This window comes from Cellvibrio sp. OA-2007, from assembly GCF_000953825.1.
GTDB lineage: Bacteria > Pseudomonadota > Gammaproteobacteria > Pseudomonadales > Cellvibrionaceae > Cellvibrio.
Genome location: NZ_BBUL01000077.1, coordinates 1 through 24,816, shown reverse-complemented (window position 1 = coordinate 24,816; position 24,816 = coordinate 1). Strand labels below are relative to the sequence as shown.

Genomic DNA, 24,816 nt, shown 5'->3' with positions numbered 1-24,816 from the left:
TTTGCTTATAACAATTCTTTAGTGGGGTTAGTCCATGCAGGAAGAACAAATAAAACAAATTGTAATTATTGGTGGAGGAACATCTGGTTGGATGACAGCGGCTGCGCTTGCTCACTTTCTCAAAAATAAAAGCTACGCTATTACATTAATTGAATCTGAGGCTATTGGTACTGTCGGCGTGGGTGAAGCAACGCTGCCGCATTTGCGCTTTTTTAACCAAACCCTTGGAATTGATGAAGCTGAATTTATGGCGGCAACCAATGCAACCTATAAAATGGGCATTGAGTTTTCTAATTGGGGCAAGATGGGCGATGCATATATTCACCCATTTGGTGAGTATGGCCGGGAAATCAATGGCGTTGCATTTCATCATTACTGGCTAAGGCAGCATTTTCAGGGATTGGGTAAGTCCATAGATTATTATTCGCTCCCTGTTGTTGCAGCAGCACAACAAAAGTTTATGTTCCCCATGAGTGATGAGCGGTCAGTTTTTTCGACCTATTCTTATGCCTTCCATATAGATGCCGGTATGTATGCATCCTACCTAAGAAAATACAGTGAAAACCTTGGGGTCGTCCGTGAAGAAGGAAAAGTGGTTGCAGTTAATCAGCGCGATAATGGCGAAATTAGCTCGGTGCAGCTTGAAACTGGAGCGGTAATCGGCGGCGACTTCTTCATTGATTGTTCTGGCTTTCGCGGAGTTCTCATAGAGCAAACACTTAAAACAGGCTATGAAAACTGGAGCCACTGGTTGCCGTGCAATAGAGCTGTTGCTGCGCCTTCCGAGTTGGACGGGGCGCTATTGCCCTACACGAAGGCAATTGCACAAGTTGCTGGATGGCGTTGGCGGATTCCGCTCCGCCATCGCACGGGTAATGGCCATGTATATTGCAGTGAGTTTATAACTGATCAAGACGCCTGCGATACCTTGATGAGTAATATCGATGGAAAGTTGATTGCCGATCCTAAGTTTCTACAATTTACTACTGGAAAGCGAAAAAAAGCATGGAATAAAAACTGCGTTGCAATTGGCTTGTCGGGTGGATTTCTCGAGCCGCTTGAATCGACAAGTATCTATCTAATTCAAATTGCAATAATGAAGTTGATAGAGTTTTTTCCAGACAAAAAATTTGATTTAGCCGGAGTCGATGAGTTTAACCGTTTAATGGATATGGAGTATTTGCGAGTCAGGGACTTTCTTATTCTCCACTATCATGCGACCCAGCGTAACGATGCTCCTTTTTGGGATTATTGCCGAAACATGTCAATTCCCGATGAGCTCGCTCATAAAATGGCGCTGTTTCGCGAGCGTGGGCATGTGGTTGAATATCAGGGGGGATTATTTTTGGAGCCTAGTTGGGTTGCCGTATATCTCGGGCAGGGAGTGGTGCCGAGTGCTTATGACCCACGCGTTAATTGGATGACTAATTCACAGTTGGAAAAAACAATGTTGGAAATAGAGGCGCTTATTGATCGCGCTGCGATGCAAATGCCTGCGCATCACGTATTTCTAGAGCAGCATCAAGCTAAAACAAATGGGCGTCCGAGGGCGTTAATGAGTTTATACGGAGGGCGCCAATGACCTCTCATCGACTTGTTATTTATGGCGGAGGCGTGAGCGCCTGGGTTACGGCTGCCGCGCTTACAAATGCTTATACGGTAGATGTTCTCAAAGTTGTGCTTGTTAACCCTGGCGTGAATACGAAAGAGCCTTCGATCGCTGACTCGGGATTTACTTCTTTACGCCGGTTTCATGCCAGTATGCGGATTTCTGAGCGGGAGCTTATGGGGCAAACATCGGCCACGTTTAAGCTTGGAGCACTGTATAAAAATTGGTCCAAACCGGGGCAAAACTTTATTCATGGTTTTAGTAATTACGGCAGCATGCTTGATGGTATTGATTTTCATCAATATGCAGTTTTGTTACATCAATGCGGTGATACAACGGCTTTTGATGCGTACTCTTTAGCCGCGCAAGCTGCCGCAGCAAAAAAGTTTGGGTTTCTCAATAAAGACTTAGTTGAGCAGGGTTTTAACTTAGATTACTCCTTGCATGTTGATCTTTCGCAATATAGCCAGTTGATGCAAACATGTGCTGTGAGAAAACACTTGGAAGTGATTTGCGGCCAATTGGATCATTTAAATCTTGATGCCGATGGCAATATTAAAGCGCTAGTGCTGACTTCTGGCGAAGTGGTTGGTGGAGATTTCTTTTTTGATTGTAGTGGCAGTGATTCGGTTTTAGTGCGGCAGTTGCCAGGCGATAAGTTTTTAAAATGGGATAAAGAATTGCCCGTTAATAAGCAGATCGATCTTGTAGGCGGTGCAGCCAAGTCAGGATTGTGTACTGATTTGTCAGTGTGTCGCGGGGGCTGGCTAAAATCGATTCCATTGAAAGATAAAACGTTGTACTCGCTAACCTATAACAGCGAGTATGAGTCTGATGATGCAGCAATGACCGCTGCAATAAATTTCGCTGGTGTTGAGTTGTCGGATGCTGTGCAGCCATTGACTATCGTGCCTGGCAGAAGGGAAAGATTTTGGGTAAAAAACTGCCTTGCAATAGGTGCCGCTGCGGGTAATTTTACCGAGCTTACCTTTTCTTATTTACATCATGTACAAAGTGGTGTTTTACGCTTTATTGATTTGTATTCCGCTGCGGGTGTGAACGATTTTTCTGCGCAACAATATAATCAGTTGACATCCGATGAATATGCTCGAGTGCTGGATTATCAGCAGCTCAATTTATTATTAGGTGCCGCCGAATCTTCTGGGTTTTGGTCTTGCACTAGCAAAATTCCGCGCACCGCTGAGCTACAGCGAAAACTTAGCCTATTTAAAGAGCGAGGCAAGTTGGCGTTCGAAGAATACGAAACTTGGATGCCTGGCTCATGGGTATCGTTGTTGTTGGGGAATAACTATTGGCCTGAAAAGCACGATGTTCTATTAAATGGCTGCAATTTGGAATTGGTTGTTAAGCGTTTGGGTCAAATGCGCATGGTGAATTCAAATCTGGCTGCCCAACTTTCTGATGAAGATGAGATTTTAGGTAAGTACGCAATACTTAAGTAACTACCCTTACTCTGGATTTCAGTGTGGATATTATGAGTGATAATAAAATTAAAAAAATAGTCATTGCCGGTGGTGGTACAGCGGGCTGGATGACTGCCGCGGCGCTTAGTAAGGTGCTGGGATGTACTAATTATGATGTGCATCTAGTCGAGTCGGAAGAGATTGGAACTATTGGTGTGGGCGAGGCAACAATTCCTCATATCCAAAAGTTTAATCAAATTCTGGAAATTGACGAAAATGAATTCATGAAAAAAACTCAGGCAACATTTAAGTTGGGGATTGAGTTTATTAACTGGAAAAAAATAGGTCAGAGTTATATTCACCCATTTGGTTCTTATGGTGAAGACATAAATGCGTTTCCATTTCATCAGTACTGGCTAAAACTAAAAAGTAGCGGATTAGCCTCGAGTTTGGAAAGTTACTCTATTGCCACCATGGCGGCGCGGCACAAAAAGTTTACTCGACCGCTCAATATCAATGGTTCACCTCTGTCTGATTTTGGTTATGCATTTCAGTTCGATGCGGGCCGTTATGCGCAATTCTTGCGAGGTTATGCAGAGGCTCGTGGCGTTGTTCGTACAGAAGGCAAAATTTCTTCGGTTGAGCTATGTGAAAATAGTGGTTATATAAAATCATTGTCTCTTGTGGGTGGTGCTGTCATAGAAGGCGATTTCTTTATCGACTGCACTGGAATTCGTGCCCTGTTAATTGAAGGCGCGCTCAAAACCGGGTTTGAAGATTGGTCGCATTGGCTTCCTTGTAATAGTGCAGTGGCTGCCCCTTGTGAGAAAATTGAAGAGCCAATTCCTTACACTCGCGCTACTGCGCACACAGCTGGGTGGCAATGGCGTATACCGTTACAGCATAGAACTGGAAACGGGCATGTGTATGCAAGTCAGTACATGAGCGACGATGAGGCAACAGGAGTACTGTTAAAAAACTTGGATGGCGCCGTCATCGCTGACCCTCGTGTGATTCGCTTTAAAACGGGTCGCCGCGTGAAGTTTTGGAATAAAAATTGTGTTGCAATCGGCCTTTCCAGCGGCTTTTTGGAGCCGTTGGAATCTACGAGCATCCATTTGATTCAGACAGCAATTTCCAAGTTGATTAATTTGTTTCCATCGCGGCGTTTTATGGAAGACGGTGCAGAGCTATATAACAAAAATACGGTTTTTGAGTATGAGCGCATTCGTGATTTTTTAATCTTGCATTACAAGGCTACTGAACGCACAGATTCTGATTTTTGGAACTATTGTCGCAGCATGGAAATACCTGAATATTTGCGCGAGAAAATCAAACTTTATGTTTCCACTGGGCGAATTTATCGAGAAAACGAGGAGTTATTTAGCACTCCGAGTTGGCTCGCCGTTTTTGAGGGGCAGGGGATTCAAGCGGAAGAGTACCATCCGGCAGTAGATTCAATGCCTTTGGCTGAGCTGGCAGAAAGGTTCAAAGCGTACGAGCAGGTCATCAATAAGTGCATTGATTTTATGCCTACGCACACACGATATATAGCGGATAACTGTAAAGCGGAATAATTTTAATACATCCCCCTAATAGCTGACTCAATTGGGGTTGTAGGGGCGCATTCAGAAAAACTGATATGCGCCCTTTCTGTCTGTACTTACTCGTTAGCGGCGCAGCCTTTGTCACCATCCGGCAATTTTTCTATGCGGATATTGGTGATACTTACAGTAAACTTTCCCTCTGTTCCAATGCTAAACGGGCCAACAATTTTACTCAGGTCAAAATTGTCGCTCTGAAAGCAATTCAGTGGAAGTGGCAGAGAAAACCATTCACCCTTGGGCATGGTTTTGATCATTTTATTGATGCTCAGTTCGGCACGGCAAGGGTAGCCGCAGTCCAGTCCGATTTTTACGTCCTTATCTGGTTTAACATCGACACGCATATCAATAGTTAATGATGCAGCGTCTTTAAACTTGGATAAATCAATTGCATTACCATAGAGCCCCAAGTTCCCTTGCATTTTTTTGCGCGACCAAGTTATTTGAATAGCATCGCCTTTCGCTTTAAAGTCGGTTGGGGCTACAGCCACTTTGCTACTTGCTGATTTTCCCTCGCGCCCTTGCAAGCTTGTGCTCCAATTGCTGGGATCGCCGAGTGAAATACTGCGGCCAATTAACTCGCCTTTGACCAAATAAAAATAATTAGGATTAAGCGTGTTTTGCGCCTGACTAGTGAGTGGCGATAGGAAGCAAACAAGGGCAACTGAGGGTAATGTTTTTAGCAGTTTGATGAGAAGATTGCGCATGGAATTAGTCTCGTGTGAGTAATTATTATTAGGGCTATTTGCCATTGATAAGACATTTGCTGGCGTTCAAATAATATTCACCTAGTATGACAAAAGTCAATTTTTGTGTTTTGACTTTCAAATAATAAAAACCCCGCCGGATTTAATCGGGCGGGGTTCCGGGTTGTTGCATCAGTGCAGTAGACGCTAGTCGAGATAGGCATCAATGGTGTTAATGGTGCCATCGTCATTGTGAACTAGCTCAGTCACTTTCACATTGCGCAGGTGGGTTTGGCCGCCGGACAGTTGTGAATCGTGGTAGAACAAATACCATTTGTCGTTGTGCTTCACGATTGAGTGATGGTTGGTCCAGCCTAAAACTGGTGCTAACACCATGCCTTTGTAAGTGAAGGGGCCGTAGGGGGTGTCGCCAATCGCGTAGGCGATAAAGTGGGTGTCGCCGGTGGAGTAGGATAAATAATATTTCCCGTTAAATTTATGTACCCAAGCTGCTTCAAAAAAGCGGCGATTGGTATCTGTGCCCAGCAGCGGAACACCGCCGCCGTCGATGATTTGCACATCTTTTGGCGTTTCGGCAAATTGCAGCAAGTCGTCGCTCATACGGGCGATTTTCGGGCTGTAGGCGGGTTCATTACTTGCTGGATATTTATCTTCTTCAACATAGCTGCCGCTGGCCCAGCGCTGTAATTGGCCGCCCCAGATGCCGCCGAAGTACATGTAGTAGGCTCCGTCATCGTCTTTAAATACGGCTGGGTCGATGCTGAAGCTGCCTTTGATTGGCTCGGGTTCGGCTTTGAATGGGCCGGTAGGCGAGTCGCTGGTGGCGACGCCGATCTGGAAAATCTGCTCTTTGTTTTTAGCAGGGAAAAATAAATAGTACTTGCCGTCTTTTTCCGCCGCGTCAGGCGCCCAAAGTTGACGGCTGGCCCAGGGTACATCTTCCAGTTTCAGTGCTACATCGTGCAGGGTCGCGGTGCCATCGGCGCTATCCATAGAGAGCACGCGATAATCATTCATATCGAATTTATCGCCATCTCCTTCAGAGGTGGTGCCTGTATCTATGTCGTGTGAGGGATAAATATAAATTTTGCCGTTAAACACATGGGCAGATGGATCGGCGGTGTAAATCTCGCTGATGAGTGGTTGACCGATAAATTGCGCTGGATCTGCTGGTGTTGGTGCGGGCGCTACAGCAGCAACGGATGAAGCAGCTGCAGTGCTAGTCTCAGGTGCGGTTTTATCTTGGCAGCCGCTGATGAGCAAGCTGCCAGCGATGAGGCTAGACATCAGGATTTGTTGTGTTGTCATAATTATTGTCTCGTTGTGGATTGTGTTTTGCTGTTTGCCAGCACAATCTTACCAATGCCAGAGCGTTCCGTCTTCCAACCGATTCACAGGTAGGCAGGCGCGCTTGTAGGGATATTTGGCGGCGAGCGTTTCATCTATGTCCACACCGTGCCCCGGCGCTTCGCCTGGGGTAAAAAAGCCGCGCTCAAATTGATAGGCGTGAGGGAATACCTCATCCATCTGTGCGCTGTGAGCCATATGCTCCTGAATGCCGAAGTTAGGTACCCAGTAATCAAAATGCAGCGCAGCGCCCATGCACACAGGCGATAAATCCGTTGCGCCATGAAAGCCGGTGCGCACATTAAACAGGCTGGCGTAATCGGCGATGCGGCGTACATGGGTGATACCGCCAGCGTGCACAATGGTCGTGCGTATGTAATCAATTAATTGATTCTGGATCAGCTCGCGGCAATCGTGAATTGAGTTAAATACTTCGCCCACGGCCAGCGGTGTGGTGGTGTGTTGGCGAATTAGTTTAAAGGCTTCCTGATGTTCGGCGGGCACTGCATCTTCCATCCAAAACAAATGGTAAGGCTCAAGCTCTTTACCGAGGCGCGCCGCTTCAATTGGCGTTAAACGGTGATGCACATCGTGCAGCAAGTGAATGTCGCGGCCAAATTCTTTGCGCACAGCGGCAAATACTTCGGGAATAAAATTCAAATATTTTTCGGTGGACCAGACTTCGGTCGAAGGTAAATCCGCATCTGCCGGCTCATAACTTTTATCGCCTTTGGCAACACCATAGGTTTTTTCGATGCCGGGAATGCCGCACTGCACGCGAATTGCCTGATAGCCTTTTTCTTTCGCTTTGCGCACAGCATCGAGCGTGGAGTCCAAATCTTTGCCGTTAGCGTGGGTGTAGGTCAGGATGCGCTCACGGCTTTTTCCGCCAAGCAATTGGTAGAGCGGCATATTCGCCAGCTTGGCTTTGATATCCCAGAGCGCGACATCAATCGCCGCCAGCGCAGTCATGCCCACTGGCCCGCGACGCCAATAGGCGCCGCGATAAAAAAATTGCCAGATGTCTTCAATTTGCTGTGGATCGCGGCCAATTAATGCGGGGATTAAATAATCCTCCAGATAAGAGACCACACTTTTTTCGCGGCCATTGAGTGTTGCATCGCCGATGCCGTAAACGCCCTGATCAGTAGTAATTTTCAGTGTGACAAAATTTCTGCCGGGGCAGGTGACAATCACTTTCGCATCAACAATTTTCATTCAATGGCTTCTCTACTGCTGGTTAAATGTAGTTAGTAAAAGCGGCTCTCCTCCGGCCCCAAATAGCTGGGTAACAGGCCGCCGGTATCAATCATAATTTTCTGCAGCGTCACTCCCGGGTCGAGGCTGTAAATGCGCAGCTTGTGCGTGCCGGGCTTGTTAAACACGTGTTCGCTGCGGCTGGTGCGTACGTTAGTGCGCACGGTTTCGTCCCAAGTGGCGCTGCTCATATCGGCGGTTAAATCGATTATCTGCGCTGGTTGGTCATCAATCGCAATCGCGTAGCGTAAACCTTGCCCCGGCATCATCGGCCAGCTGGGCGCAAATAATCCGATGAGCGAAAATGTGCCTGCGCGTGTCAGGTAAATCTCATATTCCAAATAGGGCGCCTGTTCCGCCACTGCAAAGCGAGTATCAGTAATCGGATAAACCGACATGGATGACAGGGTGCGCCCGTGCTCAGGGATTTTCTCCCAGCTCAGCGTTGCCCCCTTGTCATCGCGGGCGTCGCCTTTGCGTTGATAATGTTCCGCCTCAATTGCGATATAACCGTCTGCTTCGACAAAGCCTTTTAGTGCACGTTTTTTGATGCCGGGGTTAAACGCTTTAATCGCAATACTGGCGCTGCCCCAACCTGTACCTGCAATTTGTATGTTGCCGGAAGCTTCTCCGCTGGGGGCTTTGCTCCAGTCGATGGATACCTGAAGTTGCGCCACAGAGTTAACTTGTATACTAGTGTGGCTAAGTATAATCCAAGGTGCACTCACTTTGGCAGTAGCGACGAACGATTCTTTACCTTTATTGAACAGTTCAATGGTTCTTTGTTGTTGGCCGAAAGGGTCAAAACGCCCCAATTGGTAGTTGCCGGGGCTTGGCCAGGCGGATGCTACACCTTCTACGGCTATGCCCATTTCGGCCGAGTTATGCGGCTGGTAGTGGTGGGTAACTGGCAGCGTATCTTCTGGCGGGTTATTCCAATGGCTGTAGCCTATATGTGGCTGGGACATAAAATGATTCCACTTGCCGCCATTTAGTTGGTGATACTCCTGCTCCAGTGCTGCATCGGCGGCGAATAATCTGCGCACCTTATCGGCATATTCATTGGTGTTGGCGCGGGTCTGCTGCGCATAGAGATGGTTCTTCGCCTGCGCATCGTAAAGCTCGGTGACTATCGCGCTCGCTTTGGCAGGGAAGAGCACGAGTTGATAGAACGCATCGCGCTGTTCCTTCGGGATTTTTGCGTAGAGCGCTTCTGCTCGCGCGGTATAGGATTTTATCTCTGCCGTCACCCGGTCGGCTTCAGCGTAGTTGAGTTGGCTGTAAACTGTGGCGTCTTGCAATTCGGGTTTGCGACGCAAGTTGTGGCGTGTATAGCCGGTCATAATCGCCGCAATTTCCTGCGCATGTCGTTTGCCAAATTCGCGCTCGGCCCAGAGTGTCGCAAATTCTGGAATGCGCTCTTTCGGCCAAGCCTCCGGGTTCCAGGCCATGTTGAGGAAAAATTCAATCGGGTACTCCATGGGTTTTAAATCGCCCACATTCACAATCCAAATTTGATTCGCCTCATAGGCGTAAGCGAGATGCATTTGCTCCCAAATTTTGGCGATGGAAACTGTATTGATCCAGCGATAAGAGCGCGGCCCACCGACATAATCAAAGTGATAATAAACACCTGCGCCGCCCGCGCGATTGCGCTCAGCGGGTGACGGCAATCGGCGAATATTGCCCCAGTTGTCATCGCACCAGAGCAGGATTACATCATCGGGCACGCGCATGCCGCGCTCGTAAAACCCTTGCACTTCTTTGTACAGCGCCCACACCTGAGGTACTTTGGTAAGCTGATCTTTACCAAATACATCGCTAATAATGTTGCGTTGGTCGCGAACAATTTTTTCCAGTAAATCGATATTTTCACCTTCGCTCATCGGTTCATCTTGTTGGCCGCGCATGCCCAAGGTGTAAATACTCTCATAGGGCTTATTGCGCTTGGTTCCATCGACCCAGAAGTTGTACAAATTTTCCGGATTTTTTGAATATTCCCACGGGCCTTTGCCGTAGCGGTTCCACTCTTTGTCGGCGCGCATCATCGGTTCATGGTGCGAGGTGCTCATGACTATGCCGTATTCATCGGCCAGAATCATATTTTGTGGGTCGTCATCGGCAAAGGCGTTGTTCCACATCGCTGGCCATAAAAAGTTCGCTTTTAAACGCAGTAATAATTCAAATACATTTTCGTAAAACTGGTGATTGTAGTTACCGTATTTTTCAGTCACCCAATTGGTGAGTGCGGGCGCTTCATCGTTGAGAAAAATGCCGCGATATTTCACTTTGGGGATTTCACTCACATGCACATTTTTATCAATGTACAAAGCGGTTTGTTTTTTTACCGGCACATCGGCCCACCAATACCAAGGCGATACGCCGATTTGTTCGCTCAAGCTGTAAATACCGTACATGGTGCCGCGTTTGTTGGCGCCGACAATCACCAGTGCCCGCTGTACCTGCGGGAACGGTTGTTCGATGACTTCGACGTGATAGGCATCCCATTGGTCGCGAATTTTATTCACATCGATTTTTTTTGCGGCAATCAATTGATCGATCAATTTACTTTTGCCGAGTGTGCCAATAATTACCAGCGATGATTTTTTATCGCCGATGAGATGGGTGAGCGCCGGCTTTTTACCGCTGACTTTTTCGATATCAGTCTGTAAATTTTTTGCGGCGCGCAGCACGCCGGGGAATTCATTGTTATCGATAATCAATTCGGCGCTGCTGTTGTTATCGGTCAGCACCAGGTTGTGACCAGCTGATGTGCTCAGCCAGGATTTTTCACCCAGTGCGAAACTGGCTGGTGCAAGCAATAAAAAAATACAGAAGAGAAAAAATCTGCGCATTATTCTGCCCTCGCATGAATACCTAACAATGTCCCAACAAAACCACCGGCAACTTCCGTGCTCAGGATTTTTGCGTTTGCATTTTCCAGTACCGGTTTTTTATTGCCATCTTTATTGTGGTAATAAAAATTTATCTTGCCTGCGTTGCCGGTAATTTCCAGTGTTAAACGTTTGCCAATATCGGTAGGGACTAGTGTCTTGATGACCTTGGGTGCACCTTGGTTGGCTTGCTCAATAAATAATTGCGTTTTGCCGTTGCTGGTCGTTGCGCCGAAATAATAATGTGCGGTTTCGCTTTGTAATGCGACTATGCCTGCGGAGGCTTTTTCTGCTGGAATATCCAGCGCGGTGCTGGCGGCGAATTGAGTGTGTTGCTGGCGGCGGCCGAGAAAAGCTGGCTGCTCCAGTTCGTCCAACCCTATAGTTAATGCTTGTAACTGAATGCTATTCTTTTGCAGTTTATAAAAAGGTGAATCCGCGGTGCGCAAGCTGACCCATTGATGCTGTAGTGTTTTGCTGGAGAAATTATCCTGCCAGATAAAATTACCTGTGGTCGGCTCTGCATCTTTGGTGGTTGAGGTAATTTTGGGTGCGGTTGTTTGATAGGGGATTTCTTTGCTCTTCTCCAAAATAATTGGCCATCCATCTTTCCAGTTGACCGGCAATAAAAAGGTTTCGCGCCCGGTGTTGTACGCAGTTTTGTCATAGGCGCGAGTGGCTAAAAAGACTGCCCACCACTCTCCCTCTTTGGTTTGGATTAAATCTGCATGACCCGCGGTGGTGATAGGGTTCGGGCGATTGATATCTAAATCGCGCTGGGTCAGGATGGGGTTGCCAGAGTAGGGTTCAAATGGTTTGCTGAGATCTTTGGTGCGAAATGCGACCTCACTGTGATCGTAACCAGTGCCACCTTCTGCACACAATAAGTAGTACCAGCCGTTAATTTTGTAGATGTGTGGCGCTTCAATCCATACCGGTTTTTTTGCCAGATCGGTGCCGCCATTTACAATCATGCGGCCCGAGTTTTTAATAATTTTTTTCTTCTCAAGATCAAACTCCCACAGCCAGATCGCGCGGTGACCTTCGTAGAGTGGTTCACCTATAGGAGCATCGTTGTGGGCGATGTATACGCGGCCATCGTCATCGAAAAAAATATCCGGGTCTATACCGCCCACTTCCGGTAATAAAATAGGATCAGACCAGGGGCCTGCAGGATTTTTAGCGGTGACAATAAAATTGCCGCGCACATCCACGAGTGTGGTAATTAAATAGAAAGTACCATTGTGATAGCGAATGGTTGGTGCATAAATGCCACGTGATGTTTGTTGTTTGTAGAGTGGTAGTTGTTTCGGAGTAACCAATACATGACCGAGCGATTTCCAGTTTACCAAATCTTTGCTGTGAAAAATGGGCACACCGGGGGAATAAGAAAAAGAGGATGTCACTAAATAATAATCATCACCTGCGCGGGTAATGCTAGGGTCAGGGTAAAAACCGGCAATAATTGGATTTTGGAATTGGCCCTGCGCCGGTTTTTGTGCAAAAACGGCATCTTTGCCTTCATAGGTAAATTGATAAAAGTTTATTGCTTGGTTGTCGTTGGCAAGCGCACTTAATGACAAGCAGCTGGCAGCTAAAAAACCAGTCAGTTGTTTTGCTTTCATATATTTACCTCGGGCATAGATAAAAAATGGGCAGCCACTTGCGTAACTGCCCAAAAGGGATGAAGGTTAAAACACGGTTAAATTCTTAGTTGCACGCTGTGCCTTGTAATGCATCGGCAAATCCACGCAGTGCAGGTTTGTCGTTGTAGTTACTATCAAATAATAATGGCCAAGCAATTTTTTCACCGTTGTATTGACTTGGCGATTTCAATAAATCGTTCAGCCAAGTATTGGCATCGGTGGTGCCCCACACAGTAATACCACCGCGTAAATTTGCAGGCACTGTATCCAAATAGGCTTTCACAATTTCGCAGTAACGCTTCTTTTGTGCCAGTGCAACGGTATTGTTAAAGGTGCTGACTTTGTTGCCCGGCCAGCTGCCGCTGTAAGGGTTGTTTACTGCCACATCCAATTCGGTAATTTTTACTTTCAGGCCTTTATCAACCACTTTTTTCATTGCGGCGCTGATGTTGGCGATGGATGGGTAATCCATAAATACGTGCATCTGGAAGCCGACGCCATCGATAGGAATATTGCGCGCTTGGAAGTCAGTCAGCATTTCAATCAACTTGGTGGTTTTGGCATTGTTTTGATCGATGTTGTAATCGTTGTAGTAGAGCGTCACATTGGCATCGGCCGCGCGCGCCGCTTGAAATGCTTTTTCGATGTACACAGCGCTATTGCCGCTCTTGCTGTAAAAAGCTGAGTCGGTACGGAAGTTAGATGGGCTGCTATCGTTCAGCGCTTCGTTCACTACATCCCAGCTCACCAGATTACCCTTGGCTTTGTAGTGGGTGACAATGGTGGTGACATGGGTCTCTACCGCAGCGATGAAATCTGCCGCAGAACCGCTCCAGTTTTTCATAAAGCCAGGCACTTGATAGTCTGAATGCCAGAGCAGAGCGTGGCCGTGAATATTGATGTTTTTACTTTTTGCGTAATCCACAAAGGCATCGGCGTTGGTGAAGGTAAAGTTGCCTTGCGTTGGTTGCAGGTAACTCATCTTCATAATGTTGCCTGCGGTCATCTGATCAAAATGTTTTTCCACCACAGCTTTTTCAGAGGCATTGGTGAGAATGTTGTAGGCAGCATAGTCATTGTTGGTGACGGCGGCGCCAATTGGAAAGCTTGCCAGTGCATGCAGGCTATCTACATTGGCTGAGTAAACACTGGTTGCACTGGAGGCGGTGCTACTGGTTGCTGCCGAACTGGTTTGGCTGCTGGCGAGTGTTATCTTGGTGCTTTTGATAGTAACTACACCGGTTGGTGCGTTCTTGGCTTGCACACCAATTTGCACGTCGCTATCTGTTTGATTGAATTTTTTATCATCTTCTTTCACGGTACAGGTGATAGTGCTGTCTGCACCTGCGGTCAGTGTTTCATTGCCTGACCAGCAATTCCATTCACCCGGCCAGCTGCCGCCTTTGATCTGCGCAAAAATTTGTAGGCTGGCTCCGCTCGCTTTGAATTCCGAGCTGACATTTACCACCATGCTGATCACTGCATCTTCCAGCAGGATAGGTTTGGCTATATCGGTCACTGCGCCGATATTGTCGCCACTAGCGGTAAAACTGACTCCATCGCTGTTGTAAGTGATGCCGCTATTACCGGTGCCGTTGCCGCGCCAGCCGCTGGTCATGCTCAGGTTTAGCACAGTCGCAGCAGCACTTGAGCTGCTGGCGGCGATAGATGAGGCAGGCGTGGACGAGGGCGCTACTGAGCTGGGCGCCACAGATGATGCAGGGGTAGATGACGGCGCAACTGAGGATGCTGCCGTTGAACTAGGTGCAACCGATGAGGCTGGTGTTGATGATGCAGGACTGGAAGATGAAGGTGATTTACCTCCACCTCCGCCGCCACAGGCGGTGAGTCCGAGGGTGACAAAAAGCAGCGGGATCAAGCGTTGGATCTGGTGCATGGCATGGTTCTCTGTTTATGGTGTTATTGTTGTGGTCAATTAAACCATAAGTTGGATTTGCTTGTATACCAGCTGCAGTGTTTAAGAAGTGTAAGCAATTTTTCCAATACAATTTACCCCAACAAAAAAGGCGAACCCTTGCGGATTCGCCTTTTTTGTTGCTGTGGGATGATGTGCGTCCCTTGCCGGTTTAGCCTTCCATCTGTTCCAGTTCTTTGCCTTTGGTTTCTTTGACCAGCTTGAGCACAAAGAAAATCGAGAAGGCGGAGAAGAAAGCGTAAATGCCATAGGCGCCAGGCAAGCCGAGTGACGAGGCGAGCAGATAGGGGAAGGTAAAGGTGATCAGGAAGTTTGCGCCCCATTGCGCCAAGCCAGCAACCGCCAAGGAAGAACCGCGAATCTGGTTGGGGAACATTTCACCGAGCATGATCCACATTACCGGACCCCAGGATACGTTAAAGAAAATCACGTACAGGTTGGCGGCGATCAGTGCCAGGGTGCCCATTTCGGTGGAGAGGATCAGTTTATTTTGCTCATCGAGCGGCGCGCCGTAAAAGGCAATGGCGACCAGCGACAGGGTAATGGTCATGCCCAGCGAACCGATCCAAAGCAGCGGTCTACGGCCAATTTTGTCGACCACAAAAAAGGTGATAAAACAGGCGCCGATACTGACCACACCGGAGACTACGTTGATTAACAGCGAGTCAGATTCGGAAAAACCTGCCGCTTGCCAGAGTACTGAGCCGTAGTAAAACACCACGTTAATCCCGACAAATTGTTGTAAAACTGCCAAACCAATACCAATCCAAACAATCGGACGAACTTTCTTGGTGGCTTTATCGATAATGTCGGACAGGCGTGGTTTGTGATGGTCGGACGCTAAAGATGCTTCGATTTCGCTGACTTTTGCGGTGCCTTCAGCTGTGCCGTAGAGTTTGATCAACACAGTTTTTGCTTTATCTTTTTGGCCGGAAGCCATCAAAAAGCGCGGGCTTTCGGGGATAAATAGCAGTGCCACAAAAAAGATAACGGCAGGGATCAGTTCCATCCAGAACATCCAGCGCCAGGTCTCATAGCCTAACCAGAATACGGATAGCGATGAGCCTGCAGTTTTGGCGAGGAAATAGTTGCTCACAAACGCAGCGGTGAGGCCGGTGATAATGGCAACTTGTTGCACCGAGCTGAGTTTGCCGCGATATCTCGCCAGCGCAACTTCGCTGATATAAGCCGGGCACATCACACTGGCGGCACCTACGGCTAAGCCACCCAAAATGCGATAAATAATAAATTCTATCGAACCTGTTGCTACGCCTGAGCCCCAAGCCGACACAATAAACAATACCGCAGAAATGATCAGGATAATTTTGCGCCCAAATTTATCGGCAAGGGTACCAGCAAAGAATGCACCCACCGCACAACCGAGCAGCATGGATGAAACTTCAAAGCCGGCGGTATTGATGTTAAACGCGGTTCGCAGTCCATCAACCGTACCGTTAATAACACCACTATCAAAGCCAAACAAAAAGCCACCGATAGTGGCGATGACACTAATGAGAATAATAAACGGCGTATTCGCCTGATTCGCGCTGGAGGTCTCGTTCATGGATATACCTATTATTGAATTATCTTTTTATACCGGCCTTGCGGGCTGGTTTGTTATTGCCGCTGGTTCGACGGCGCGACCATATCACAGTTGCCGGATGGCGGGCAGCTGCCGAGAGGTGTTTGAGGTCGGAGACAGAGAAGATGCCAGTCTCGTGAACTGGCATTTCAGAGTGAAGAGATACTAAAGCAATAAGGTTTAAATGACTATATGGCGAATTGTAAACTGCCAGTTAAATCTGTTCCGGTTAGATTTCAAAGGCGAAACCTGACTCGCTGAGGTGTTTGTAGGCCTCGGCATCAAAGCGATAAAGGCTTGCCGCGCGATGTGGCACGCCTTGCTGTTTTTCATTGCAGGGCGACAACAGGTTCATCTTCATGATCTTGCGGCGGAAGTTGGGTTTATCTAACGTGGTATTGAGGATTGCCTCATACAGCGCTTGAAGTTGCAGCAGGGTGAACTTTTCGGGCAGCAAATTAAAGCCGATTGGCTGGTGGCAAACTTGGTGGCGCAGTACTTTTAGCCCATGTTCGATAATCTCGGCGTGGTCATACACCAGTTCGGGCAAGTTATTCACGCTTTGCCAGCTCACATCCGCAGCGCTCTGGCCTGCCACCAGTGAAAACTTATCTGCACTCACCAGTGCGTAGTAAGCAATAGTTACTACCCGCTCACTCGGAAAGCGGTCAACCCGGCCAAAGGTTTTTAGTTGCTCCAAAAACAGATCGCGTACACCGGTTAATTCTTCCAGTAGGCGGTAGGCTGCATCGCGCAGATTTTCGTCGTAGCGAATCCATCCACCCGGCAGTGCCCATTTGCCTTGGTGCAGCGGGTCAGTTTGTTTGACCAGCAGAATTTTCAAATCATCGTCTTCCAACCCAAACACCAGGTTGTCGATAGAGAGTGCTTTAATGACATTCTCCGCTAGGCTTAATGCATCGGGGGAGTGTTGGCTGCCGGGAATATGGGTATTGGGCACGTGCAATGTCCTCAGGGCTTGCGCTTGAATGATTGTTTCTTTTGGTTGGTAGAGCTTTGACCGATAGGTTCATTTAATGGGCATTGTATAAGCCGGTGTAAAAATGGTCGAGAGGCGCATGTTAACGCGTTTTTTGCGCCATAGCCTGCCTTGTCTCTGTGCACTATAGCGGCAGTTTTGCGATTTGCCTGCCGTCCAATGCTTGTTTCTGGTGCTCAAAATGTAGTGCTGATAAATATTTACACTCTTTTATCTTGTTGTCAGATGGACAATAAGCTATTCTGTTCATATGGTTTATGGGGATGCTCAAGTTTTAAACAAGGCCTGTGCTGAACCTTGCAAATCGCGCTGCGACAAAACTGGTCGGGCGCATTAACCCTCTGAATTAGCGAGCCTTTATGTTGTTTCTTGGTATTGATGTCGGCAGTTCTTCAGTCAAGTTATCGGTGTTGGATGGCCACACAGGTAAGAGTCTGGGCGCGCTTTCCTATCCTGAGTCTGAATTGGCGATCGACAGCCCCGCAGTGGGTTTTGCCGAACAGCATCCCGATACCTGGTGGGACTGTATCCGTCAGGGGTTTTCGCGCTTGGTTGCGCGCGCAGGTTTTGACCCCAAGCAAATTGATGCGATTGGTATCTCCTACCAGATGCATGGTTTGGTAGTAGTAGACAAAGACCAAAAAGTGCTGCGCCCGTCGATTATCTGGTGCGATAGCCGCGCGGTACCGCTGGGCAATGCGGCGCTCGCGGAATTGGGGGCAGATTATTGTTTTGGTCATCTGCTCAACTCGCCCGGCAATTTCACCGCAGCAAAGTTGCGCTGGGTGCAACAAAACCAACCGGATATTTTTGCGCGCATTCATAAAATTATGCTGCCCGGTGATTTTGTTGCGATGAAATTATCTGGCGTGATCAATACAACGGCTTCTGGATTGTCAGAAGGGACGCTGTGGGATTTCAAACAAAACCGTGTTGCCACTGAGCTATTGGAGCACTGGGGAATGGACAGTGATTTGATCCCTGATCTTGTTCCGAGTTTTGGTGTGCAATCTCATGTCAGTGCAAGTGCTGCCACTGAATTAGGTTTGCGCGAGGGAGTAAAAATTTGTTATCGCGCTGGCGATCAGCCCAACAATGCCTTTAGCTTGAATGTGCTGGAGCCGGGTGAAGTGGCGGCAACTGCTGGAACATCGGGTGTGATTTACGGTGTGACCGATCAGCCCGCAGCAGATGTGGAATCTCGCGTGAATACGTTTTTACACGTTACCAATACCGAAGAAAAAAATCGCAACGGTGTATTGGTTTGTGTAAACGGCTGCGGCCGTTTGTACTCCTGGTTGCGTCAAACTTTGGGTGAGGCGGGTGCAACACCGTCTTATCCGCAGTTAAATTCATTGGCACAAGCGGTGCCGGTAGGGAGTGAAGGATTGCTATTCCATCCGTTTGGCAATGGCGCTGAACGTATTTTTCAAAATAAAAATCTGGGCGCGCAGCTGCGCAACCTCGATTTTAATCGCCACGGTTTAGGCCACATGGTGCGCGCCGCGCAAGAGGGAATCGTGTTTTCTCTCAATCAGGGTTTTGATGTGTTGAAATCCTTGGGCGGTAGTTGCGATGTGGTGCGCGCGGGCAAAGGCAATATGTTTTTGAGCGATGTGTTCGCCCAAACCTTTGCCAATACCACGCAAGCAGCCGTTGAAATGTTTGAAACCGACGGCGCCGAAGGTGCAGCGCGCGCGGCGGCGTTGGGCAGTGGTTATTACGCTTCAGCAACAGAAGCTTTTACCGGTTTGACCCGCTTGAGCGTGGTTGAACCGCAGGCAGAATTGCTTGCGCAGTATCAGGATGCTTATCAAAACTGGGTTCACTTTTTGCCGCAATAATTCGGTGAAAAATTAAGTCGCGATAAACAATTTTTTTGAATAGTGTTTTAGTAAAAAAATCCTCAAGGTGAAAATTATGAGCGTTGTTATCGGTAGCAAAGAATATTTCCCTGGTGTTGGCAAAATCGGTTTCGAAGGCGCTGATTCTGACAATCCTTTAGCATTTAAATACTACGACGAAAATCGTGTAGTGGCAGGCAAAACTATGAAAGAGCATTTCAAGTTTGCCACCTGTTACTGGCACAGTTTTTGTGGCGCTGGTCACGATCCGTTCGGTCCAGGCACTAAAGTATTTCCATGGTCATCAACTGCTGATGCAGTGGCGCGCGCACACGAAAAAATGGACGCGGCATTTGAATTTATCACCAAGCTCGGCACACCTTACTACTGCTTCCACGATATAGATTTGATCGATGAAGGCGCTACTCGCGCAGAAACTTCCCAGCGTTTGCAAACCATCGTTGAATACGCCAAACAAAAGCAAGCAGCTTCTGGTGTGAAATTATTGTGGGGCACTGCCAATCTGTTTTCTAACCCACGCTATATGAACGGCGCTTCCACCAATCCAGATTTCAACGTAGTGGCTTATGCCGGCGCGCAATTGAAAGATGCGATTGATGCAACCATCGCACTCGGCGGTGAGAACTATGTGTTCTGGGGCGGTCGTGAAGGTTATATGAGTTTGCTCAATACCGACATGAAGCGCGAACAAGAGCATATGGCGCGCTTCCTGACTATGGCTCGCGATTACGCCCGCGGCCAAGGCTTTAAAGGTTATTTCTTCATTGAGCCAAAACCAATGGAGCCTTCAAAGCATCAATACGATTTCGATGCAGAAACAGTAATTGGTTTCTTGCGTCACCACGGTTTGGATAAGGATTTTAAATTGAATCTGGAAACTAACCACGCGACCTTGGCTGGCCACACCATGTGCCACGATATGCAAGCAGCAGCAAACGCTGGCATGTTGGGTTCATTGGATGCTAACCGCGGCGACTACCAAAACGCATGGGATACCGACCAATTCCCATACAACATCAACGAAACTGTGGAGATGATGTTGGTGTTCTTGCGCGCAGGTGGTTTGCAAGGTGGTGGTGTTAACTTCGATGCAAAAGCGCGTCGTAACTCCCCTGACTTTATCGATTTGTTCTACGGCCATATCGGTGGTATGGATACTTTCGCTCGCGCATTGTTAATCGCTGATAGCCTGATTCAACAATCGCCGTTGGAAGGTATGCGCAAAGAGCGTTACTCATCATTTGATTCAGGTAACGGCGCGGCTTACGAGCAAGGCAAACTGACTTTGCAACAACTGGCTGACTTGGGTAATAAAGGTGGCGAGATTGTTCTGCAAAGTGGTCGTCAGGAGCTATACGAAAACGTAATCAATCGTTACATTCGTTAATTCTGGTTGTTAAATCCCTATTGGTTAACCCTGATTGTTTTGGGTTAACCGGTTTTTCTAGCAAAGCTTAGCCGCTAAACATCGACTCATTACTGACCAGATGCTTGGCGGCTTTTTTTTAATCTAATAAAAAATAAAAAAGGATGTTGTTACGGTTGCCCTAAAGGCGCTGTTGCTAATGGCAAGAGTGTATTTACTAAATAATGAGTAAAAGTGTTAACCACACGAGGTCAAAACCCAATGAACACAACGACAAAAAAGTTTTATCAAATAGGTATCGCAAGCATGGTGCTAGCCTTGGCTAGTGCCACGACTGTAGCGGCAGAGCCGGTGTATAAAAATCCAGAAAAACCCATCGATGCACGGGTAAAAGATTTGCTCAAGCGTATGACCCTGGAAGAAAAAGCGGCGCAATTGCAAACAGTCTGGGCAGATCGCCAAAAATTGGAAACAGACGCGGGCGTGTTTACCGGTGAGCATGCAAAAGATATTTTAGGTTTGGGTATTGGGCAGGTGGCTCGCCCCGCTGAAAATAAAGCCACTATCTCGATTAATAAGACGCCGGCACAAACCGTTGCTTTTACCAATGCAATCCAAAAATATTTAGTGGAAAATACTCGTTTGGGTATTCCCGCGATTTTTCATGAAGAGGCCCTGCACGGTTTTGCCGCGCGCAACGGCACTAGCTTTCCTCAGGCGATAGGCTTGGCCAGCACCTGGGATGCACAATTAATTCACGATATGTACGCAATAGCCGCGCAAGAAATTCGTGCCGTGGGCGTGCATCAAGCATTAACACCTATTCTGGATGTGGCACGCGACCCGCGCTGGGGGCGCATTGAAGAAACCATGGGGGAAGATCCCTATCTGGTCACTGAGTTGGGGGTCGCCAGTGTGAAAGGTTTCCAAGGTGATGGTGAAGGTATTGCTCCTAATCGCGTGATTGCAACATTAAAACATTTGGCTGGTCATGGTGAGCCTGTCGGTGGTTTAAATACAGCGCCTGCGCCGGTTGGTGAACGCGGCTTGCGCGAAATTTTTCTGCCGCCATTTGAAGCAGCAATCAAGGTGGGTGGCGCGCGCAGTGTGATGGCATCCTACAACGAAATCGATGGCATCCCCTCACACTCAAATGTCGATTTGCTGCAAAATATTTTGCGCGGCGAGTGGGGCTTTGATGGTGTGGTAGTGAGTGACTATTTTGCCATTGCTGAATTAATTTCCCGCCATCATCTGGTGGCAGAAAAATCTGAAGCGGCGCTTATGGCCATGACTGCGGGTGTTGATGTGGAGACGCCAAACGGCGATGCTTACAAAACCCTGGTGCAATTGGTAAAAGATAAGAAGCTCAGCGTAAAACAACTCGACACCGCCGTTGCGCGTGTATTACATGAAAAATTCATGCTCGGTTTGTTTGAAAACCCTTATGTGAAAGAAGAGGGCGTTGAAGAGTTTATCGGCAATGCCAAGCATGTTGCTTTTGCACAAATGCTCGCTGAGAAATCCATCGTACTGCTGAAAAATGAAAAAAATATTCTGCCGCTGAATAAGTCCGCATTAAAGTCAGTTGCTTTGATTGGTCCGCATGTAGACGAAACCCTGCTTGGTGGCTACAGCGATGTGCCGAAAAAAACCGTCAGTATTTTGCAAGGCTTGCAAGAATATCTTGGCACTGAGGTAACTCTTCATCATGAAAAAGGTACCTTGTTGACGATTGAAAAATGGGCGTCCGATGCGGATTCTGCGGCAGCAAATTCACGCTCCAAACAGCGCTGGCATACAGATGAGGTGGTGCTCGCAACACCTGCGGACACCAAAGGCATGATTGCCAAAGCCGTTGCCGCAGCACAAAAAAGTGATGTGGCGATTGTAGTGGTGGGCGATAACGAAGCAACTTCGCGCGAGGCTTGGGCTGAAAGCCATCTGGGGGATCGCACTAGCTTGGAGTTGTTGGGTGAGCAGCAACAATTAGTTGATGCTGTATTGGCAACTGGCAAGCCAACCGTGGTGGTGTTGATCGGTGGGCGTCCGCTGGCGATTAGCAAGCTGGCTGAAACCGCACCGGCTATTTTGCAAGGCTGGTATCTGGGCCAAGAAACCGGTCATGCACTTGCGCGTGTTTTATTTGGTGAGGTAAATCCCGGTGGCAAATTGCCGGTGAGTGTGCCGCGCTCCGTTGGTCACTTGCCGGTTTATTACAATTACAAGCCTGCAGCAAAACGTGGTTATGCATTTGATAAAACTGATGCGCTTTATCCATTCGGCTTTGGTTTGAGTTACACGCAGTTTGCATATAAAGATATGCAGTGGAGCAAAACCAAGCTCAGTGCCAATGAATCGGTTGATATTAGCGTAACTATCACCAATACAGGCAAGCGTGCAGGCGATGAAATCGTGCAGCTTTATACCAATGATCCAGTTGCGAGTGTGACTCAGCCAGTAAAACAATTGCGTGGCTTTAAGCGTGTCAGCCTCGCACCTAATCAATCGGCGCGGGTGACCTTTACACTCTCGGCGAATCAGTTGGGTTTCTATGATCGCAATATGGATTTTGTGCTGGAACCGGGCAAGATCAATTTGCTGATGGGGGCATCGTCAGCAGATATCCGACTTAAAGGTGAAATCGATATTATCGGTAAGGCTACGAATATCTCCACCAAAAAAGTCTATTTGACGCCTGTAGTAACCACTCAGCTCTAATTTGTGCGTCACACAGGGATGTGTGTCAGCCATTCAATGATGTCTGCGTTGCGGCATAGTTTTATCCGCCATTTTCTTTTATCCTGCAGCTACCCGTTGGCATATCGCACTCGGGCTTATAGGATATTAAGGAAATCTCTCGTGAAAGAATCCTCTTCATACTTGCGTGTCACCTCGCGTCCTTCGTTTTCTGTGTTGCTTACATCCACTCGTTTGGCCAAGTTCAGCCTCGCGTTTGGCCTCTCCTGTTTATTGGCTGCCTGCGGAGGTGGCGGTGGAGATGGCGGCGGTAATCCAATTTCTAATGGCGGTAATACGGATGCTTGGCAAGCGGGAGTTTATAAGTCATCAAATAGTTTTGCACACTATTGTGCGGCACCGCGTGTAGGTGCGAGCAAAATTACCGGCATTCCCTTTCCTGATAAAAAAGGCAGTAGCTTGCAAGAGAAAAATTTCTTGCGCTCCTGGAGTTACGAAACCTATTTGTGGTTTGAAGATTTGCCGGATGTAAATCCTAACAACGGTGATACACCGCAAGCCTATTTTAAGCGTTTGGTTTCCAGTAAAAAAACCGCATCAGGTTCGCCTAAAGATAACTTTCATTTTTATGAACCCACTGAAAATCAAGAGGCTTGGGTTGCTGGTATTACCTACGGTTACGGCCTCAACCTGAAAACCGAGTGGGATGTTCCGCGTACCATTTATGTAACCTATAGCGATACCGGATCGCCCGCTGCCAATAAAGGTATCAAGCGCGGTGCAAAAATTATTGCAATCGATGGCTTAAGTGTTGCAACCGTTAATATTAATACACTAGTTGATGCACTTTATCCCTCGCAGATTAACGCGGTGCATGAATTTGAAATTCTCGATCAAGGGGCTAGTACCACGCGCAAGGTTGTTTTGGATTCGGCTTCGCTGCCGACCGATTCCGTCTCGGTTGCCAAAACCATTAACCATAACGGAAGCAAGGTGGGTTATGTGCAATTCAATACATTTATTCCTGATGCGCAAGATCAATGGGTCACTGCTGTGAACTCACTGAAAAATTCTGGTGTGACTGATCTGGTGGTGGATATGCGCTACAACGGCGGTGGTTACATCTCGGTTGCTGCGCAAGTGGGTTATATGATTGCAGGGGCAAACACGCGCAATAAAGTGTTCTATCAAGATGTTGCTAATTCAAAAAGCCCTAAAGAAGATCCCTGGGGCTTTTTGGATACTGGGCTTTATGGTTTAAATAAATCTTTAACCTTGCCTACCCTGAATTTACAGCGTGTGTATGTGTTGGCGACTAAAGGCACTTGCTCGGCAAGTGAATTGGTTATCAACAGTTTGCGCGGTATTGGTGTGAGTGTGTATTTAATTGGCGATACCACCTGCGGCAAACCCTATGGCTTTTTACCGCAGCCAAACTGCGGCACCACCTATTACACCATTCAATTTAAAGCGATTAATGCCAAAGGTTTTGGTGAATATAGTGACGGCTTTATTCCGTCCAGTACCGATAACGGTTTGGATAAAGTCAAAGGTTGTAAAGTGGCCGATGATTTGACGCGCGAATTGGGCGACCCGAACGAAGCATTGCTTGCCGCTGCGCTGCAATTACGAGCAACGGGTACATGCCCTGCAACAGCGAGTGGGCGCCAACAAAAAATGTCTGCAGAGGAATTTTCTGGTGAGTTAGTGCGGCCAGAAGTGCGAGAGATAATGATTCGTTAATTATTAAATTAAAGGTCGTTTCTGTGCGGCCCTTATTGATTTAGGTTTTTATATTTCCATCGTCACTCCCGCTCGCGGGAGTCCAGCTTTTGATTCTATATCTATGGATCCCCGCAAGCGGGGATGACGACTCCCT

17 protein-coding genes are annotated in these 24,816 nt (G+C 47.7%); 9 read left to right on the top strand and 8 right to left on the bottom strand.

All coding sequences use genetic code 11. The features are described from left to right. Window positions 1-34: 34 nt before the first annotated feature. The 3 genes from AWU77_RS04605 to AWU77_RS04595 are packed head-to-tail and all read left to right on the top strand — an operon-like array spanning window position 35 to window position 4,610. Window positions 35-1,582 (top strand): tryptophan halogenase family protein, encoded by a 1,548-nt coding sequence (locus AWU77_RS04605; protein WP_062059777.1) that lies wholly within the window; start codon window positions 35-37, stop codon window positions 1,580-1,582. Next, window positions 1,579-3,072: a tryptophan 7-halogenase gene (locus tag AWU77_RS04600; RefSeq protein ID WP_062059775.1), complete on the top strand. Its 1,494-nt coding sequence runs from the start codon at window positions 1,579-1,581 to the stop codon at window positions 3,070-3,072. The genes AWU77_RS04605 and AWU77_RS04600 overlap by 4 nt, the downstream gene beginning before the upstream one ends. Window positions 3,073-3,104: 32 nt before the next feature. Beyond that, the gene (locus tag AWU77_RS04595) at window positions 3,105-4,610 is read left to right on the top strand and encodes a tryptophan halogenase family protein (protein WP_062059813.1); all 1,506 of its coding nucleotides are present in this window, start codon (window positions 3,105-3,107) and stop codon (window positions 4,608-4,610) included. 86 nt (window positions 4,611-4,696) lie between these two features. Here the strand turns inward: AWU77_RS04595 and AWU77_RS04590 are convergent, their stop codons facing one another. From AWU77_RS04590 to AWU77_RS04565, 6 genes are all read right to left on the bottom strand, one after another. Beyond that, a complete protein-coding gene (locus tag AWU77_RS04590; RefSeq protein ID WP_062059811.1) occupies window positions 4,697-5,344 on the bottom strand; it encodes a putative glycoside hydrolase in 648 nt (215 codons plus the stop codon). 186 nt (window positions 5,345-5,530) lie between these two features. Then, window positions 5,531-6,652, bottom strand: coding sequence for a glycoside hydrolase family 43 protein (locus AWU77_RS04585; protein WP_084618061.1), 1,122 nt, complete (start codon window positions 6,650-6,652; stop codon window positions 5,531-5,533). Between the two features lie 48 nt (window positions 6,653-6,700). After that, window positions 6,701-7,909, bottom strand: coding sequence for a D-mannonate dehydratase ManD (manD, locus tag AWU77_RS04580; protein ID WP_062059773.1), 1,209 nt, complete (start codon window positions 7,907-7,909; stop codon window positions 6,701-6,703). A gap of 32 nt (window positions 7,910-7,941) precedes the next feature. Continuing rightward, entirely contained in the window at window positions 7,942-10,803 is a 2,862-nt protein-coding gene (locus AWU77_RS04575; protein ID WP_062059771.1) for a glycosyl hydrolase 115 family protein, read from the bottom strand. Beyond that, entirely contained in the window at window positions 10,803-12,467 is a 1,665-nt protein-coding gene (locus AWU77_RS04570; protein WP_062059769.1) for a glycoside hydrolase family 43 protein, read from the bottom strand. The genes AWU77_RS04575 and AWU77_RS04570 overlap by 1 nt, the downstream gene beginning before the upstream one ends. Window positions 12,468-12,552: 85 nt before the next feature. Beyond that, window positions 12,553-14,121, bottom strand: coding sequence for an endo-1,4-beta-xylanase (locus AWU77_RS04565; RefSeq protein WP_304413292.1), 1,569 nt, complete (start codon window positions 14,119-14,121; stop codon window positions 12,553-12,555). On the opposite strand from AWU77_RS04565, the gene AWU77_RS20880 reads away from it, so the two are divergent. Next, window positions 14,105-14,428, top strand: coding sequence for a hypothetical protein (locus tag AWU77_RS20880; RefSeq protein WP_304413291.1), 324 nt, complete (start codon window positions 14,105-14,107; stop codon window positions 14,426-14,428). The genes AWU77_RS04565 and AWU77_RS20880 overlap by 17 nt on opposite strands. Window positions 14,429-14,575: 147 nt before the next feature. Here the strand turns inward: AWU77_RS20880 and AWU77_RS04560 are convergent, their stop codons facing one another. Further along, window positions 14,576-15,988, bottom strand: a complete 1,413-nt coding sequence (locus tag AWU77_RS04560) for a sugar porter family MFS transporter (protein WP_062059765.1) — start codon at window positions 15,986-15,988, stop codon at window positions 14,576-14,578. On the opposite strand from AWU77_RS04560, the gene AWU77_RS04555 reads away from it, so the two are divergent. Continuing rightward, on the top strand, window positions 15,987-16,175 hold the full coding sequence (locus tag AWU77_RS04555) for a hypothetical protein (protein ID WP_062059763.1): 189 nt from the start codon (window positions 15,987-15,989) through the stop codon (window positions 16,173-16,175). The two genes, AWU77_RS04560 and AWU77_RS04555, sit on opposite strands and share 2 nt — an antisense overlap. Window positions 16,176-16,235: 60 nt before the next feature. Here AWU77_RS04555 and AWU77_RS04550 read toward each other — a convergent pair whose 3' ends face one another. Beyond that, window positions 16,236-16,967: an NUDIX domain-containing protein gene (locus AWU77_RS04550; protein WP_084618059.1), complete on the bottom strand. Its 732-nt coding sequence runs from the start codon at window positions 16,965-16,967 to the stop codon at window positions 16,236-16,238. Between the two features lie 398 nt (window positions 16,968-17,365). Here AWU77_RS04550 and AWU77_RS04545 point away from each other — a divergent pair, with 398 nt between their 5' ends. From AWU77_RS04545 to AWU77_RS04530, 4 genes are all read left to right on the top strand, one after another. After that, entirely contained in the window at window positions 17,366-18,850 is a 1,485-nt protein-coding gene (locus tag AWU77_RS04545) for a xylulokinase (protein ID WP_062059761.1), read from the top strand. Between the two features lie 76 nt (window positions 18,851-18,926). After that, window positions 18,927-20,258 (top strand): xylose isomerase, encoded by a 1,332-nt coding sequence (xylA, locus tag AWU77_RS04540; protein WP_062059759.1) that lies wholly within the window; start codon window positions 18,927-18,929, stop codon window positions 20,256-20,258. Window positions 20,259-20,498: 240 nt separating this feature from the next. Beyond that, a complete protein-coding gene (locus tag AWU77_RS04535) occupies window positions 20,499-22,958 on the top strand; it encodes a glycoside hydrolase family 3 N-terminal domain-containing protein (RefSeq protein WP_062059757.1) in 2,460 nt (819 codons plus the stop codon). Between the two features lie 141 nt (window positions 22,959-23,099). Then, on the top strand, window positions 23,100-24,680 hold the full coding sequence (locus AWU77_RS04530; protein WP_193747496.1) for a S41 family peptidase: 1,581 nt from the start codon (window positions 23,100-23,102) through the stop codon (window positions 24,678-24,680). Window positions 24,681-24,816 lie beyond the last annotated feature (136 nt).

What these genes read in the sequence shown, in the direction of transcription:
- AWU77_RS04605 (WP_062059777.1), top strand. Translation starts at nt 35, where the DNA reads ATGCAGGAAGAACAAATAAAACAAATTGTAATTATTGGTGGAGGAACA.
- AWU77_RS04600 (WP_062059775.1), top strand. Translation starts at nt 1,579, where the DNA reads ATGACCTCTCATCGACTTGTTATTTATGGCGGAGGCGTGAGCGCCTGG.
- AWU77_RS04595 (WP_062059813.1), top strand. Translation starts at nt 3,105, where the DNA reads ATGAGTGATAATAAAATTAAAAAAATAGTCATTGCCGGTGGTGGTACA.
- AWU77_RS04590 (WP_062059811.1), bottom strand. Translation starts at nt 5,344, where the DNA reads ATGCGCAATCTTCTCATCAAACTGCTAAAAACATTACCCTCAGTTGCC.
- AWU77_RS04585 (WP_084618061.1), bottom strand. Translation starts at nt 6,652, where the DNA reads ATGACAACACAACAAATCCTGATGTCTAGCCTCATCGCTGGCAGCTTG.
- manD (WP_062059773.1), bottom strand. Translation starts at nt 7,909, where the DNA reads ATGAAAATTGTTGATGCGAAAGTGATTGTCACCTGCCCCGGCAGAAAT.
- AWU77_RS04575 (WP_062059771.1), bottom strand. Translation starts at nt 10,803, where the DNA reads ATGCGCAGATTTTTTCTCTTCTGTATTTTTTTATTGCTTGCACCAGCC.
- AWU77_RS04570 (WP_062059769.1), bottom strand. Translation starts at nt 12,467, where the DNA reads ATGAAAGCAAAACAACTGACTGGTTTTTTAGCTGCCAGCTGCTTGTCA.
- AWU77_RS20880 (WP_304413291.1), top strand. Translation starts at nt 14,105, where the DNA reads ATGCTCAGGTTTAGCACAGTCGCAGCAGCACTTGAGCTGCTGGCGGCG.
- AWU77_RS04555 (WP_062059763.1), top strand. Translation starts at nt 15,987, where the DNA reads ATGGATATACCTATTATTGAATTATCTTTTTATACCGGCCTTGCGGGC.
- AWU77_RS04560 (WP_062059765.1), bottom strand. Translation starts at nt 15,988, where the DNA reads ATGAACGAGACCTCCAGCGCGAATCAGGCGAATACGCCGTTTATTATT.
- AWU77_RS04545 (WP_062059761.1), top strand. Translation starts at nt 17,366, where the DNA reads ATGTTGTTTCTTGGTATTGATGTCGGCAGTTCTTCAGTCAAGTTATCG.
- xylA (WP_062059759.1), top strand. Translation starts at nt 18,927, where the DNA reads ATGAGCGTTGTTATCGGTAGCAAAGAATATTTCCCTGGTGTTGGCAAA.
- AWU77_RS04535 (WP_062059757.1), top strand. Translation starts at nt 20,499, where the DNA reads ATGAACACAACGACAAAAAAGTTTTATCAAATAGGTATCGCAAGCATG.